The sequence below is a fragment of the Pseudomonas sp. R151218B TE3479 genome (genome assembly GCF_053629195.1).
This window is the reverse complement of record NZ_JBRJHV010000001.1, coordinates 3,539,615-3,557,125: the sequence shown is the minus strand read 5'-3', so window position 1 is coordinate 3,557,125 and position 17,511 is coordinate 3,539,615. Positions and strand designations below refer to the sequence as shown.

2 protein-coding genes (1 of these 2 running past the window's edge) are annotated in these 17,511 nt (G+C 68.3%); both read left to right on the top strand.

Annotation, left to right across the window (positions count from 1 at the left end; all coding sequences use genetic code 11):
* Positions 1-16,145, top strand: partial view of an amino acid adenylation domain-containing protein gene (locus AB7M32_RS15795; RefSeq protein WP_454250465.1) — the 3' portion only. It extends 1,669 nt beyond the left edge of the window; the window shows 16,145 of its 17,814 coding nt (coding positions 1,670-17,814); its start codon lies beyond the left edge, outside the window; its stop codon occupies positions 16,143-16,145.
* Positions 16,135-17,511: an MFS transporter gene (locus AB7M32_RS15790; RefSeq protein WP_454250464.1), complete on the top strand. Its 1,377-nt coding sequence runs from the start codon at positions 16,135-16,137 to the stop codon at positions 17,509-17,511. The genes AB7M32_RS15795 and AB7M32_RS15790 overlap by 11 nt, the downstream gene beginning before the upstream one ends.

Sequence of the window (17,511 nt, the reverse complement as noted above, 5' to 3'; positions counted from 1 at the left end):
GCCAGGCGGAACGCCAGCCCCAGGCCATCGCCGCGCGTTTCGACGCGGCCGATGGCGCCAGCCCGTTGACCTATGGAGCGCTCAACGCCCAGGCCAATCGCCTTGCCCACCTGTTGCTGGGCGCCGGCGTGCAGCCGGACAGCCGGGTAGCGATCTGCCTGGAGCGTGGCCCGCACCTGCTGGTCGCCCTGCTCGGCATCCTCAAGGCCGGCGCGGCCTATGTGCCGCTGGATCCGGCGTACCCGCGCGAGCGGCTGTCGCACATGCTCGAAGACAGCGCGCCCCAGGCGTTGCTGACCACCACCGCACTGCAAGCCAGCGTGACGGCACCGGCGGGTTGCGCCGCCCTGTGCCTGGATGATTCGCAGACCCAGGTCCGTCTGGCCGAGCAACCGGCCGACAATCCGGACCCGGCGCGCCTGGGTCTGACCGGCGCGCACCTGGCCTACGTGATCTATACGTCGGGTTCCACCGGCCTGCCCAAGGGCGTGATGATCGAGCATCGCAATGCTTGCAACCTGTTGCACTGGGCGCTGCACGCCTTCGACGCCGAAAGCCTGCGCGACAGCCTGTTCGCCACCTCGATCAACTTCGACCTGGCGGTCTTCGAGTACTTCGTGCCCCTGGCCGCCGGCGCGACCCTGCACCTGGCCACCAATGCCCTGGCCCTGCTCGACCGTCCGGTGCCCGTCACACTGATCAACAGCGTGCCCTCGGCGCTCGATGCGCTGGTGGGGGCCGCGGCGATCCCGGCCTCGACGCGGGTGGTCAACCTGGCCGGCGAACCACTCAAGCAGGACCTGGTGCAAAGGATCTTCGACCACAGTGAAGTGCAGCGCCTGTGCAACCTGTATGGACCGTCGGAAACCACCACCTATTCGACCTGGGTGACGATGGACCGCGCCGAAGGCTTCGTGCCGGGCATCGGTCGACCGCTGGACAACACCCAGGTCTACCTGCTCGATGCGCACCGGCAGCTGGTGCCCCGTGGCGTGGTGGGCGAGCTGTACATCGGCGGCGCCGGTGTCGCTCGGGGTTACCTGAACCGGCCGGCGCTGACCGAAGAGCGTTTCCTCCCGGACCCCTTCGCAGCCCAGCCCGGCGCGCGGATGTACCGCACCGGCGACCTTGGTCGCTGGACCGGAGATGGGCAACTGCTCTACCTGGGGCGCAACGACTTCCAGGTCAAGGTGCGCGGCTATCGTATCGAACTGGGCGAGATCGAAAGCGCCCTGGCGCGTGTCCCGGGGGTGCAGCACGCCGTGGTCGTGGCTCGTCAGGAGCCGAGCGGCGATGCGCGGCTGGTGGCGTATTGGGTGGCCCAGCCGGAAGCGGCGCCTGACGAGGCAATACTGCGCGACGCCCTGGCGGCGGTACTGCCCGAGTACATGCAACCCAGCGCCTACATGGCCCTGCCCGTCCTGCCACTGACGCCCAACGGCAAGCTCGATCGCAGCGCGCTGCCGGCACCGGAACAGGCCGCCAGCGGACACTTCGAAGCGCCCCTGGGTCCGCTGGAAAACCAACTGGCGACGATCTGGGGGCGCCTGTTGGGCCGACCACGGATCGGCCGCGACGAGCATTTTTTCCAGGCCGGTGGCCACTCGCTGCTGGCGGTGCAACTGGTTTCCCAGCTGCGTCAGCAATTGCGCGTCGAACTGCCTTTGGCCAGTGTGTTCGATCACCCGACGCTGCAACGCCAGGCACGGGCTATCGAAGCCCTGGGCGCAGCCGGGCTCCAAGGCGCGGCGCCGATCCCGGCCGGTCCACGGCCGGCGCGGCTGCCGTTGTCGTTTGCCCAACAACGCCTGTGGTTCATCGCCCACCTGGATGCCCAGGCCAGCGCGGCCTACCACATGGCCGGAGGCCTGCGGCTGCGCGGCGAGCTGAATGAAGCGGCCCTGGGCGCCGCGCTGGCGCGCATCGTCGAGCGGCACGAAGCCTTGCGCAGCCGTTTTGTGTCCGACGGCGGCGAGCCGTGCCAGGTGGTGGATCCCGGGCATTCGCTGGTGATGCCGTGCCACGACCTGCGGGATCAGTCGCCAGCCCAGTTGCAGGCTCATTACATCGCTGAAGCCCAGGCGCCTTTCGATCTGGCCGGCGGCCCGCTGTTTCGCACCCGCCTGTTGCGCCTGGCCGAGCAGGAGCACGTCCTGCTGGTGACCCTGCACCACATTGTCGGCGACGCCTGGTCCCTGGGCGTGCTGACCCGGGAATTGAGCGAGCTGTACCGGGCTTTCTGCCGGGGGCAAGCCGATCCGCTGCCACCGCTGGCCATCCAGTACGCCGACTACGCCCTGTGGCAACGCTCCCCGCGCCAGGCGCAACGCATCGCTGAACAGTTGAACTACTGGCGCACCCAGCTGGCCGACGCGCCCCCTTCGTTGAACCTGGCCCTGGACCGGCCGCGCCCGGCCCGACAGGACTTCACCGGTGCCAGCCTGGAGCTGAGCATCGACGCCGCGCTGGTGCGGTCCCTCAAGCACTTGAACGAACGCCATGGCACGACGTTGTTCATGACCGTGCTGGCCGCCTGGTCGGTGGTCCTTGGCCGGTTGTCGGGGCAGGATGACCTGGTCATCGGCTCGGTGCTGGCGAATCGCACCCGTGCCGAGGTCGAGCCGCTGATCGGCTTCTTCGTCAACACCCAGGCCTTGCGGGTGCGCCTCGACCGGGTCAGCCAGGTCGGCGAGCTGCTGGCCCAAGTGCGACGCACTGCGCTGGATGCCCAGGCCCATCAGGACCTGGCGTTCGAGCAATTGGTGGAAGCCTTGAACCCGTCGCGTTCGTTGGCTCACAGTCCGATCTTCCAGGTCATGCTGGCCTGGCAGAATGCTCCGCAGCCGAGCCTGGCCCTGGGCGACCTGGAAGTGACCCCGCTGTCCACCGATGAGGACAGCGCCAAGTTCGACCTGACCCTGAACCTGTATGAGCGCGATGGCGCGATCGGCGGTCGGCTGACCTACGCCACGGCACTGTTCGACCCCGGCACCGTGGAGCGTCATTGGCAGGCGCTGTGCGCCACGTTGCAGGCGATGGTCGAGAACGACCAGCTGCCGCTCCAGGCGCTGTCGATCCTCGGCGCGGATGAACGTCGGCAGGTACTCCACGGATTCAATGAAACCACCCGCGATTACCCTGCCGACGAGCCCCTGCACCGTCTGTTCGAGGCCCAGGCCCAGCGTCGGCCCGACGCCACCGCGGTGCAGGACGGCGACCACTTGCTCAGTTACCGCCAGCTCGACCAACAGGCCGAGCAGCTGGCGCACTGGTTGGCCGAGCACGGCGTCACCCCGGGTGCCCGGGTCGCCCTGAGCCTTGCGCGCGGCCCGCGCTTGGTCACGGCGGTCCTGGCGATCCTGAAAAACGGCGCGACCTACGTGCCCATCGACACCGCCACCCCGCCGCAGCGTCAACGCGCGTTGCTGGACGACTGTGCCAGCGCCTGGCTGCTCTGTGACAACCCGGACGCGTCGGTGCAAGGTTCCGGCTACCAGACCTTGTGCCCTTGGGATCGCCTTGCGACCGCGGGCGAACCCACCCCGCCGCGTCAGCCTGTGACAGTGTCGAACGAGGCGCCGGCCTACATCATGTACACCTCCGGTTCTACCGGAACGCCCAAGGGCGTGCAGGTGCCGCACCGCGCCATCACCCGACTGGTGCGCAACAACGGCTTCGCCGAGTTCACCGCCCAGGACCGCTTCGCCCTTGCCGCCAACCCGGCCTTCGACGCCAGTACCCTGGAGATCTGGGGTGCGCTGCTCAACGGCGGCTGCCTGGTGGTCTGCCCCAGGGAAACCCTGCTGGACGCGGCCCGCTTCAACGAGCACCTGCTGCACCACGAAGTCAGCGTGCTCTGGCTCACCGCCGGGCTGTTCCATCAGTACGCCGAGGCCCTGGCGCCGGCCTTCGGCGCGCTGCGCTACCTGATGGTCGGCGGCGACGTGCTCGATCCGCGGCGCATCGAAAAGGTCCTGCGCGATTCAGCGCCCAAGCACTTGCTCAACGGCTACGGGCCGACGGAAAACACCACCTTCACCACCACCCACGCCATCACCCTCGCGGATGCGTTGGCCGGTGACATTCCCATCGGCCGCCCCGTGGGCAACACCCAGGTCTATGTGCTGGATGAACAGCGCCGCCCAGTGCCGATCGGGGTGACCGGCGAGCTCTACGTCGGTGGTGATGGGCTCGCCCTGGGGTACCTGAACCAACCGCAACTGAGCGCAGAACGCTTCGTCGCCAACCCCTTCAGCCAGGCGCCCGGGGCACGTTTGTACCGCACCGGCGACCTGGTGCGCTGGCGCGCCGACGGCGTGCTGCTGTTTCTGGGCCGCAATGATTTCCAGGTGAAGATCCGTGGCTTTCGCATCGAGTTGGGAGAAATCGAAGCCCAGCTCAAGGCCCTGCCGGGGTTCCGCGAGGCGGTGGTGCTGGCCGATGCCCAGCAGCGCCTGCTGGCCTACTTCAGCGCCACCGAGGCGCAAGCGCCCAACGCCTTGCGCGCCCGCCTGGCGGCCGTGCTGCCGGACTACATGCTGCCGGCGGCTTTCGTCCAGGTGGAAGGCTTCGCGCTGACCGCCAACGGCAAGCTCGACCGCCACGCCCTGCCCCAGCCCGACGAACAGCATTTCGCCCTGCACTGCTACGAAGCGCCCCAAGGGCCAGTGGAAATCCGCCTCGCCGAGCTGTGGGCCGAGGTCCTCGGGGTGCCGCGGGTCGGTCGGCAGGACAACTTCTTCGCCCTCGGCGGGCATTCGTTGCTGGCGGTGCAGCTGGTGGAACAGCTACGGGTACTGGGCTGGCCGCTGGATGTACGCACGCTGTTCAGCGCCCCCAGTGTCGCCGCGCTGGCCGACTGCCTGGCACAGCGCTCGGCGCTCCCGGGCCTTGAGCTTGCATCACCGCAGGCGACGATACCCCCTGGCTGCAGTCGTATCGTACCTGAGCTGCTGCCCCTGGTGGAACTGACCCAGGCGCAGATCGACGCCATCGTGGCCCAGGTCGAGGGTGGCGCTGCCAACGTGCAGGACATCTACCCCCTGGCGCCTCTGCAAGAAGGCTTGTTCTTTCACTACCTGCTGCAGGAAGAAGGCGACACCTACTTGCTGCACACCACCCTGGCCTTCGACGACGAAACCGGCCTGGACGGTTTTTGCCAGGCGCTGCAACAGGTCATCGCCCGCCACGACATCCTGCGTACCGCCCTGGTCTGGGAAGGTCTGGAACAGCCGGTGCAGGTAGTCTGGCGTGACGCGCTGCTGCCCATCGAGGTGCTGCCTATCACCGAGGCCGACGCCCTCGCTCAGTTGCAGGCGCACACCCATCCACGGCAGCGCCGCCTGGATATCCGCCAGGCGCCCCTGCTGCGGGTGGTCAAGGCCTTCGACGCCGCCGGGCAACGCTGGCTGCTGCAAGTGCTGCACCATCATCTGGTGCTGGACCACACCACCTTGGAGCGGATGGTCGAGGAAATCGTACTGATCCAACAGGGTCGCGCCGCGCAACTGCGCAAGCCGGTGCCGTTCCGGGCCTTTGTGGCCCACGCCCGGCACGGCCAGGACAGCGCCCGCCAACAACGGTTTTTCGAAGCCATGCTGGCGGACGTCAGCGAACCCACCGCGCCGTTCGGCCTGCTCGACGTGCAGAACACCGGAGCCCTGGACGAAGCCCGGGGCGTCCTCGATCCGACGCTGGCGCTGGCCCTGCGGCAAACGGCACGCCGCCACCAGGTGAGCGTCGTCAGCCTGTTCCACCTGGCCATGGCGTTGGTATTGGGCAAGGCCACGGGCCGCGCCGACGTGGTGTTCGGCACCGTGTTGCTGGGTCGTCTGCAGGGGATCGAGGGGGCGGACCAGGCCTTGGGGGTGTTCATCAACACCCTGCCGCTGCGCATCGGCTTCGCGCAGACTTCGGTAATCGACAGCCTGCAGCGCACCCATCAGGCGCTGCTGGGCCTGCTTGAGCATGAGCACGCGCCGCTGACGCTGGCCCAGCGCTGCAGTGGCGTGCCGGCGGGGACGCCGTTGTTTTGCGCGTTGCTGAATTTTCGCTACAGCCTGGAGGACACGCCCCACCAGCGCGTCGCTGGCATGCAGGTGCTGAGCACCGCCGAGCGCACGAACTACCCCTTCACCTTCTCGGTGGACGATCTCGGCCAGGGCTTTGGCATCACTGCACAGATTGCCGGTTCGGTGGGTGCGCAGCGGGCGCGGGGGTTCTTGGAACAAGCCCTCGCCAGCCTGGTGCAAGCCCTGGACAGTAGCCCGCAACGTCTGGCCCGGACCCTGGATGTGCTGCCGCCAGCGGAACTCGCGCAACTGGCCCGGTTCAACGCCACTGCGCGTCCCCAGCCCCAGCGTGCCCTGCTCCACGAGCGCTTCGAGGCCCAGGCCCGGCAAACCCCGCAGGCCTTGGCAGTGCACTGCAAGGGCCGCCGGCTCAGCTATGCCGAGCTCGACCGCCAGGCCAACCACTTGGCGCGGCGCCTGCAAGCGCTGGGCGTCGGACCTGACGCGCGGGTCGGCATCCATCTGCGCCGCACTCCGGAACTGATCGTCGCCTTGCTCGCCGTGCTCAAGGCCGGCGGTGCCTACGTGCCGCTGGACCCGGCCTATCCGGCGCAGCGCCTGGCCTACATGCTCGACGACAGCGCCCCGCTGGCGCTGCTGACCCTGGCCGACGCGCCGCTGGAACTGGCGCTGGCCGACGATTGCCACCGCGTGAACGTCGATGAAGTGCTGCGCGGCAGCGAAACCGCGACCAGCGACACGCCGCTGGCCCTAGGGCTGGAAGGCCAGCATCTGGCCTACATGATCTATACCTCCGGCTCCACCGGGCAACCCAAGGGCGTGATGATCGAACACCGCAACGCGCGCAATTTCCTCGACTGGGCCCTGGGCAGTTTCACGCCGCAAGTGCTGAGCCAGAGCCTGTTCAGCACCTCGATCAACTTCGATCTGTCAGTATTCGAATGCTTCGCGCCGCTGTCCTGCGGCGGCACCCTGGAGCTGGTGGACGATGCCCTCGCCCTGCTCAACCAGCGTCCGGAGCTGAGCCTGCTCAATACAGTGCCCTCGGCCCTCGATGCGCTGTTGCGCGCAGAAGCCCTTGGGAACTCGTTGGAGAACATCAACCTGGCTGGCGAGGCGCTGCCCCGGACCTTGGTGCAGCGCCTGTTCGAGCAGAGCCGCGTGCGTCAGGTCAACAACCTCTATGGCCCGACCGAGACCACGGTCTACTCGACCTGGGCTGCGATGGACCGCGAAGTCGGCTTCGTCCCGCACATCGGCCGGCCCATCGACAACACCCAGGTGCACGTCCTCGATGACGCCATGCAGCGGTTGCCCGTAGGCGTACCGGGCGAGCTGTACATCGGCGGTGCTGGCGTTGGACGCGGCTACCACCGACGACCCGACCTGACCCGTGAACGCTTCCTCGCCGACCCCTTCAGCGACCAGCCCGGGGCGCGGCTGTACCGCACCGGCGACCTGGGCTTCTGGGACGTCCACGGCCAGCTCCACTACCTGGGGCGCAATGACTTCCAGGTCAAGATCCGCGGCTTCCGCATCGAACTGGGGGAGATCGAAAGCGCCCTGTTGGCGCTGCCGCAAGTGGCCGCGGCGGCAGTCCTGGCGGTCCCGCGCAATGGCCGCGAGCCGGCGCTGGTGGCTTACGCCGTGGCCAGTCCTGGCCACGGCCCGTTGGCGCCGGCGGCCCTGCGCGACGCCCTGGCGAACCGGCTGCCGGGCTATATGGTACCGGCGGTCATCATGCCGCTGGACGCCCTGCCGCTGACACCCAACGGCAAACTCGACCGCGGCGCCCTGCCAGTGCCCGGTGAGGAGGCTTGGAGCGGCCAGGCCTACGAAGCTCCGCGGAGTGAGCAGGAAACCCTCATGGCCGCTATCTGGCGCGACCTGCTGGGGGTCGCCCGGGTCGGCCGGCACGACAACTTCTTCGAATTGGGCGGCCATTCACTGCTGGCAGTGCAATGGGTCTCGCGGGTGCGCCAGCGCCTGGGTCTGGAATTGCCCCTGGCGACCCTGTACGCGAATCCGACCGTTGCTGCCCTGGCCCCACTGATGGCGGGCGCGGCGCGCTCTGCCCTGACGGCGATCCCGGTATTGCCGGACACTGCCGAACGGCCGCTGTCGTTCGCCCAACAGCGACTGTGGTTCATCAGCCGCCTGGACGCCCAGGCGAGCGCCGCCTACCACATCAGCGGCGCCCTGGCCCTGGATGGCGAACTCGACGAAGCCGCCCTGGACCAGGCCCTGACCCGGATCGTCGAGCGCCATGCGGTGCTGCGCACCCGGTTCGTTGAACAGGACGGCGAAGTCCGGCAGGTCATCGAGCCAGAGCCGCGCTGGGGATCCTCGCGCCTGACCCTGGAAGCCAAGGACGACGCCGGCCTACGGGCGGCCCTGGCCATCGAAGCGGCGCAACCGTTCAATCTGAGCGAAGGGCCCTTGCTGCGGGCTCTACTGGTGCGGCAGCAGGCCCAGCGCCATGTGCTGCACCTGACGTTGCACCACATCATCGCCGACGGCTGGTCCATCGGCGTGCTGGTGGACGAACTGTCGGCCCTCTACAAGGCCTTTCGCCGGGGCACCCCGGACCCGCTGCCGGCCCTGGCGATCCAGTACGCCGACTATGCCGCCTGGCAACGCCAGTGGCTGGCCGGCGAGCGCGGTGCCGAACAGTTGGCCTACTGGCTCGCGCACCTGCACGATGCACCAGCACGCATCGACCTGCCCAGCGACCGGCCGCGGCCGCCACGCCAGGACTTCAGTGGCGCGCGCCTGGCGGTCGCCCTCGATCAATCCACCAGCGCCGCGCTCAAGGAACTGGGCCGGCGCCACGGCACCTCGCTGTACATGACCCTGTTGGCCGCCTGGGCCGTGGTGGTCGGGCGCCTGGCCGACCAGGAGCAGGTGGTGATCGGAACACCCGTGGCCAACCGCACCCGCGCTGAAGTCGAGCCTCTGATCGGCTTTTTCGTCAACACTCAGGCGCTGTGCGTCGACCTGCGCGGGGAACCGGACGTTGGCCAATTGCTGGCCCAGGTCCGCGAACATGCCCTGGGGGCCCAGGCGCACCAGGACGTGCCGTTCGAGCACGTGGTGGAAGCGCTCAATCCGCCGCGCACCTTGGCCCACAGCCCAGTGTTCCAACTCATGTTCGCCTGGCAGAACGCGCCGCGCGGCTCCTTGGACCTTGATGGCCTGAGCCTGACCAGTGTCGCCGGCGAGCAAGTCACCGCGCCGTTCGATCTGTCCCTGGAGCTGTACGAGGCCGATGGACGCATCCTCGGAGGACTGAACTACGCCACCGCGTTGTTCGATCCCGCCAGTGTGCAACGGCATTGGGACTATCTGGCCAATGTGCTGCGCCAACTCTGCCTGGACGACCGCCAACCAGTGACGCGGCTGTCGCTGGTGGACGACAAGGAGCGCGAGCGCCTCTGGCACCAGCTCAATCCGGTTCCAACGCCGTTCCCCGAAGCCGGTTGGGTCCATCGGCCGTTCGAACGCCAAGCACGGCAGCAGCCCGAGACCCTTGCCGTGGAGCTGCACGGACGCGGTTTGAGCTATGGCGAACTTGATCGCCAGGCCAACCACCTCGCCGCGCAGTTGCTGGAACTGGGCGCAGGCCCGGGCCAACGGATCGCCATCCACCTGCCCCGCAGCCTGGAAATGATTTTGGCCCTGCTGGCCACGCTCAAGACCGGCGCGGCCTACGTGCCCCTGGATCCCAGCCAGCCCATCGCCCGCCGGCAGGCTATCGTCGACGATTGCCAACCCTGCCTGCTGCTCTGGGATGCCCAGCGCGTCGAAGCCCTGAGGCTCGGCGAGCGCTGCCCGGCGCTGTCGGTTCGCCTGGCGGCCACCGTGGGTCCGGCGTCCGTCCTGCCGGAACTGGCGCCGCCGCAGCCGGATGACCTGGCCTACGTCATGTACACCTCCGGCTCCACCGGAACGCCCAAGGGCGTCGCTATGGGCCACCTGGCCTTGGGCAACCTGTTGGCCTGGCAGGCCACCCAAGCGCTGCCCGGTCCGGCGCGGACCCTGCAATTCGCCGCGCTGGGCTTCGACGTGGCGTTCCAGGAGATCTTTTCCACTTTGGGCACCGGGGGCACCCTGGTGCTGCTGGACGAGACCCAGCGCCTGGACCTCGCCGGCCTGCCACAATGGCTGGCGCAGGCGCGGATCGAGCGGCTGTTCCTGCCCTACATCGCCCTGGCGACCCTGGCCGACAGTTGGGCCGAGGCGCCACTGGCGTTGCCGATGCTGCGGGACGTGATTGTCGCCGGCGAAGCGCTGCGCATCAACGACGCCCTGCGCGCGCTGTTCGAAGCCCATCCCCAAGCCCGTCTGCACAACCACTATGGCCCCACCGAAACCCACGTGGTTTGCACCCACACCCTGGCCGGTGATCCTGCGCTCTGGCCGGACCTGCCGGTGATCGGCCGGCCAATCGCCAATACCCAGGTGTGCCTGTTGGACGGCACCGGCCAATGGGTACCCCAGGGCGCGGCCGGCGAACTGCATGTCGCCGGCGTGGCCCTGGCCCAGGGTTACCTGAACCGGGCGCAGCTGACCGCCGAGCGCTTCATCGAGCACCCTTTCGACACCACTCCCGGCGCGCGACTGTACAAGACCGGCGACCTCGCACGCTGGACCGCCGAGGGCACCCTGCAGTACCTGGGACGCAACGATTCCCAGGTCAAGATCCGCGGTTACCGGGTCGAACTGGCCGAAGTGGAAAGTCGCCTCGATCAGTTGCCCGGCCTGCGCGAATCGGTGGTGATTGTTCTGCCGGGCGACAACGGTCAGACGCGTTTGGTGGCCTATTACAGCGCCAGCGAGACGCTCTCGCCGCTGACCCTGCGCAGCCAACTGAGCGAGCGCTTGCCCGAGTACATGCTGCCCAGTGCCTTCGTGCAACTGCCGGCACTGCCGATCACGGCCAACGGCAAGGTTGACCGTCAGCGCTTGCCGGCGCCCCCCGCCGATGCGTTCGCCCAGGGTCAATACAGCGCGCCCCAGGGCGAACTGGAAACCATCCTGGCAGCGATCTGGAGCGAATTGCTCGGGGTCGAGGCAGTGGGTCGTGACGATGATTTTTTCGCCCTGGGTGGGCACTCGTTGCTGGCGTTGCGCTTGCTGGCCAAGGTGCGCCATCGACTGGGCCTGGAAATGCCGCTCTCGGCGGTCTTCGCCCAGCCACGCCTGCACGCACTCGCCGCCGCCCTGGGTAACGCCGGGCGCAGCCGCCTGGGGCCGCTGCTGGCCAGTGACCGCAGTCAGCCGCTGCCGCTGTCGTTCGCTCAGCAGAACCTCTGGCTGATCCAGCAGCTCAATCCGGATTCCACCGCGGCCTTCAACATGCCCGCGGGCCTGCGCTTGCGCGGCCACCTGGATATCGAAGCACTGCGCCGGTCGCTGGACCGCATCGTCGCGCGGCATGAAAGCCTGCGTACCCGCTTCGTCAGTGTGGCGGGACAGGCGCGCCAAGTGATCGATTTGCCCCGGGCGCTGGACCTGACAACCCTGGACCTGAGCGCCTCCGGCGCGGCGGACTGGCAGTCGATCTGCGCCGAGGAAGCCGCTCGCCCGTTCGACCTCACGCGCCAGTGGCCGATCCGCGCCAGCCTGCTGCGTCTGGACCACGACGACTACATCGTCCTTGTCACGCTGCACCACCTGGTCTCGGACGGCTGGTCCATGGGCATCCTCACCGACGAGTTCTCCCGCCTGTATCAAGCGTTCAGCCAGGGGCGGGTCGATCCACTGCCGGCCCTGGATCGCCAATACGGTGATTACAGCCTCTGGCAGCGCGATTGGTTGCAAGGCGACGAACTGCAACGCCAGCGCGCCTACTGGACCCGCCATTTGCAGGACGCACCGACCTGCGTGGCCCTGCCCACCGACCGGCCGCGGCCGGCACGGCTGGACTACGCCGGCGCCAGCCTGCCGGTGCGCATCGACGCTGAGCTGACCCACGGCCTCAAGGCCCTCGGCCAGCGCCACGGCACCACGCTGTACATGACCGTGTTGACGGCCTGGGCGGTGGTGGTCAGCCGGTTCTCGGGCCAGGACAGGGTGGTTATCGGCTCGCCGGTGGCCAACCGTAACCGGGTCGAGCTGGAGCCGCTGATCGGTTTCTTCGTGAACTTCCAGGCGCTGTGCATCGAAGTGGGCGACGCCCCGACGGTGGACACCCTCCTGGCCCGGGTCAAGGACCTGGCGCTGGCCGCCCAGGAACACCAGGACCTGCCGTTCGAACAGGTCATCGAGGCGCTCAATCCGCCACGTTCCCAAGCCTACAACGCCGTGTTCCAACTGATGCTGGCCTGGCAGAACGCCCCGGCGGGCGAACTGGACCTGGGCAACGGCTTGCATCTGGAAAGCGTCGGTGCGCCGGTGACCACGGCCAAGTTCGATCTGGCGCTGGATGTACACGAGGTGGACGGCGTGATCGAAGGCGGCTTCAACTACGCCACCGCGTTGTTTGACGCCGATACCGTGGCTCGTCACTGGCAGGCGCTGCTCTCGGTGCTACAGGCGATGGTCGCGGACGACCGTCAATCGGTGGCCGACATCGACCTGCTCAGCCAAACCGAACGCGAGCAACTGCTCCATGGCTTCAACCCCGCCGTGGCGCTCCCCACGACCAATGGCGAGCGTCTGCACCAGCGTTTCGAGGCCCAGGCGGCTCGCCGCCCGGATGCCGTTGCGGTGGAGTACGGTGAACAACGGCTCAGTTATCGAGCGCTCAACGAGCGCGCCAATCGCCTGGCCCATCGCTTGCGTGGGCTGGGGGTCGGCGCGGACAGCCGCGTGGCAATCCATGTCGAACGCAGCCTCGACATGCCCGTGGCCATTCTCGCGACCCTCAAGGCCGGCGGCGCTTATGTGCCGCTGGACCCGGTCTACCCGGCCCAGCGCCTGAACTTCATGTTGGACGACAGCCAGCCGCGGGTGCTGTTGACCCTGGCTGATCTGCCGGTTGAACTGCACGTACCGGCCGGTTGCGAAGTCCTTTCCCTGGACCCGGATCGCGGCGGCTGGCGCGACCTGCCCTGCACCGATCCGGCAGCCGATCCGCACGCCAGCGACCGCGACCTGGCCTACATCATCTATACCTCCGGCTCGACCGGCATGCCTAAGGGCGTGATGATCGAGCACCGCTCGGTGTTGCGGCTGTTCAGCGCCACCGATGCCTGGTTCGGCTTCGATGAGCGAGACGTCTGGACGCTGTTCCACTCCTACGCCTTCGACTTCTCGGTCTGGGAGCTCTGGGGTGCGCTGCTGCATGGCGGCCGGCTGGTGGTGGTGCCTTACCTGACCTCCCGCAGCCCCGAAGACTTCTACCGGCTGCTGGTGGAGACCGGCGTCACCGTACTCAACCAGACGCCCAGCGCCTTCTACGCCTGGATGAAGCAGACCCGCGCCGAACCCCATCGCCTGCGCTGCATCATCTTCGGCGGCGAGGCTCTCGATGGCGCGGCGCTACGGCCTTGGTTCGAGCGCCCGGACAGCCAGGGCACGCAGTTGGTGAACATGTACGGCATCACCGAGACGACGGTGCATGTCACCTACCAACCCATCGATGCCGCCCACTGCCACGCCGGGCTGGCCCCCATCGGCCGGCCGATCCCCGACCTGCGGGTCTATCTGCTCGATGAGCGGGGCGAACTGGTGCCCCGCGGCGTGGTGGGCGAACTCCACATCGCCGGGCCGGGTCTGGCTCGCGGCTATCTCAACCGTCCAGCGCTGGACGCCGAGCGATTCCTGCCGGCGCGCTTCGCCGGTGGCGAGGGCGAACGCCTCTACAGGACCGGCGACCTGGCGCGTTGGAGCAGCGACGGCACCCTGTACTACCTGGGACGCAACGACCAGCAGGTCAAGGTGCGCGGCTTCCGCATCGAGTTGGGGGAGATCGAAGCACGCCTCACGGCGCTGGACGATGTGCATTCGGCACGGGTCCTGGCACGCCAGGACGAACCCGGCGATCCGCGGCTGGTCGCCTATCTGCTCGCCGAACCGGGCCGCCAGCTGGAGCCAGCGTCGCTACGGTTGGCACTGGCCGAACAGTTGCCAGCACACATGGTGCCCGGCGCCTATGTGCAACTGGAACGATGGCCGTTGACCGCCAATGGCAAGGTCGACCGCGGTGCCTTGCCCACACCTGACCAGCACGCCCTGCAGCAGCGTCCCTACGCTGCGCCCCAAGGCGCCACGGAAAGTCTGCTGGCACAACTCTGGGCACGGTTGCTGGGGGTCGAGCAGGTGGGTCGCGAGGACAATTTCTTTGCCCTCGGCGGGCATTCGCTGCTGCTGGTGCAAATGCTCGACGCCCTGCGCGAACAAGGCCTGGGTGTGTCCGTGGGCGACTTGTTCAACGCCGCGGACCTGGCGGCACTGGCTCGTGAAGTGCGGCCCCTGGATGCCCAGGACGTCGACCAGCAGGCTCTACTGTGTATTCGCGCCGGCACGGACCAACGGGCCCCGCTGTTCTTCATCCACGAAGGCACCGGCGAGGCGCTGCCCTACGCTCGCCTGGCCCGCTACCTGGACCCCGCCCTAGGGATATACGCGGTGCAAGCCGCCGCCGAACTGGAGCAAGGCATCTGCAACGAGACGCTCGCCAGTCGCTACATCGCACTGCTGCGCAAGGTCCAACCTCAGGGCCCATATTGGCTCGCCGGCTGGTCGGCGGGCGGCCTGCTGGCCTATGAAATGGCCCGCCAACTGCGAGGCGAGGATTGTCCGGTGGCGTTCGTTGGCTTGATCGACAGCAGCCAGCCGGGCGCACTGCGCGCCGCGCCGGTGACCCTGGACTTGGACGAAGACGCATTGCGCCAGCAACTGCTCGCTTATCTGACCCAGCAATGGCGCAATGGGGCCGACCAGGAACCGGGCGACGCCTGGCACGCTGGCCTCGACCTCGATGCGCTGATCACCACAGCCCGGGAACGCGGCTGGCTGCCCGGCGGCTTTGACCGCCAGGCACTGGACCGTCGCGCCCGCCTCAACCTGACCCTGCGCAACGCCATGGTCCGCTACAGGCCGGCGCCCCTGGGCCTGCCGGTGCACTTGTTCAGCGCCACTTCGCCTGTGCCGGGCTTGTCCAGCCCGAACGGGCTTGGGGCCGATTGGCAGGCTCTGCTGGGCAACGATTTGGTGGAGCAACGCATCGAGGGTGATCACTGGTCGATCATGCGTGACCCCGAGCCGCTGCAACACCTGGCCCAGGCGCTGGAGCAGGCCTTGAGCCAGGCCGAACGGGATGCCGACGAACCGCGCGGCGGCCGTAGCGGCTTTGTCTTGCAGACCGGCGCGGCGCAGGCGCCTTGCCTGTTCATGATCCCCGGTGCCGGGGCTAACGTCGCCAGCTTCGTGCCGCTGATCCAGCAGCTGGATGTGCGCTTGAACGTGGTCGGCCTGCAGGCCCGCGGCTCCGACGGGCGTTGCGAGCCCCACGGGACGGTGCAGGCGGCCGCCAGCGCCTATGTGAAGGAGATCCGCAGACAGCAGCCGAATGGCCCGTATTACTTGCTCGGCCATTCGTTCGGCGGCTGGCTGGCCTTCGAAGTGGCGCGTCAGTTGCTAGCCGAGGGCGCGTTGGTGGCGCCGGTGGTGCTGCTCGACAGCCGCGCGCCCGGTCCGCGCCTGGCCAGCGGCGCGCGCCACGCCCTGGCCCGTTACGTCGGCTTGCTGGAGATGGATGCCGGGCGCGACCTGGGCCTGGACATCGACCGCCTCGCCAGCCTCGAAGTCGACGAGCAATGCGCTCAACTGCTGGCGAGCATGCAAGCGGTCGGGCTGATGCCGGCGCAAGCCCGGGCCGATGCGTTGCGCGGGCCGCTGCGGGTGTTCCAGGCCAACCTGGCGACGCAGTACCAACCAACACCGCCCTACCCTGGGCCCGTGGTGCTGGTCGAGGCTGGCCAGCACAGCGCCGAACCGGACGACCCGGCGCGACGCTGGGAAGCGTTCGCCCCCGACTGCAGGCGACAAGTGCTCGAGGATTGCAATCATTTGTCGATTCTCAAGTCCCGCGCGGCGCCGGCTCTCGCCGGTTTGCTGCGGCACCATTGGCCCGCGATCGAGGCGCTGCCGAACCATGACGATTGAACCTTCGCTTCGCCCCTGGCTGTGGGCCTGGGGCGCCCAGGTCGCGTCCACCCTGGGCTCGGCCCTGGCGGCATTCAGCTTGGGGATCTGGTTGCTGCAGCAACACGGCAGCGTCACCGACTATGCCTGGGTCATCGCCCTGTCAGCCTTGCCCGGCCTGCTGCTGGCGCCGCTGGCCGGGTGGCTGGTGGACCGCTGTGAAGCGCGTGCCTTGCTGTTGGGCGTGGAAGTCTGTAGCGGCGCGGCGGCGCTGGCGCTGTGGTGGCTGTTCGAATCCAACGCCCTGGACCGCTGGCAGGTGTACGCCTTCGCCGCGGTGAACTCCAGCACCCTGGTGGTGCGCATGCTGGTGTGTCAGGCGGCCATCCCGCGACTTCTGCGCAGCCCCCAGGCAATCGGCCGGGCCAATGGCCTGATGCAATTGATGGTGGGCTTGCCACAGCTGATCGCCCCCACCCTGGCGGCGCTGCTGTTGGGCAGCGTCGGGGTGACGGGGGTGCTGTTGCTGGACCTTGGCGCCGTGCTGTTATGCGCCACCGTTCTTATCTGGATCGGCCTGTTCGTCAGCGCCGTGCGCGGCACCGGCCAGGGCCGCGTCGACTTCGAGGGCGGATCATCGGTGGTCCTCGCCGTGCTGCGTGGGCGTCCGGCGTTGTGGGCGTTGCTGGCCTACCTCGGGCTGGAGCACTTGATGCTCGGCCTGGCCTCGGCGCTGTTGTCGCCACTGGTGCTGGAACGTCACTCGGTGCTGGTGCTGGGCACGCTGATGACCTGCGGCGGCCTGGGCATGCTCGGCGGCTCGCTGTGGGTGGTGGCCCGGCCACCGGTGCGGCTGATCCGCACTGTATTGCTGGCCGACCTGCTGCTCGGCGCCGCCGTCCTGACTATCGGCGCCAGCGCTTCGCCGGTGGTGCTGTATGTGGCCGCCTTCGTCGCGTTCGGCTGCTTTTCCCTGAGCACCAGCAGCGACCAGAGTTTCTGGCAACGCAGCCTGCCCGCCGACGCCCTGGGCCGGGTCTTGTCGGCCCGGCAAATGGTGTGCCTGCTGGCAATGCCCATTGGCGCCCTGGGCGCCGGCGCATTGGCCGACGGATGGGCGATCACATTGATGAGCAAAGCCGGAGAGTGGCAAGCCAGACTGGCGCCGCTGTTGGGAACGGGCAAGGTGGGTGGCCTGAGCCTGCTGTTTGCCGTGGCAGGCCTGTTGTATGTGCTGCTGGCCAGCCTGGGGCTGGCCTTCGGCCCCTTGCGGCGCTTGCAGCCGGGCGTGCCCCTATACGGCGAGACAAGGCGCGGAGCCGGGTTGACGGCTGCAGGCAGCGGTGATGTTCTCGCCGGGGCTCCACGTTTGGAAGAACAAGGATGA

What these genes read in the sequence shown, in the direction of transcription:
- AB7M32_RS15790 (WP_454250464.1), top strand. Translation starts at nt 16,135, where the DNA reads ATGACGATTGAACCTTCGCTTCGCCCCTGGCTGTGGGCCTGGGGCGCC.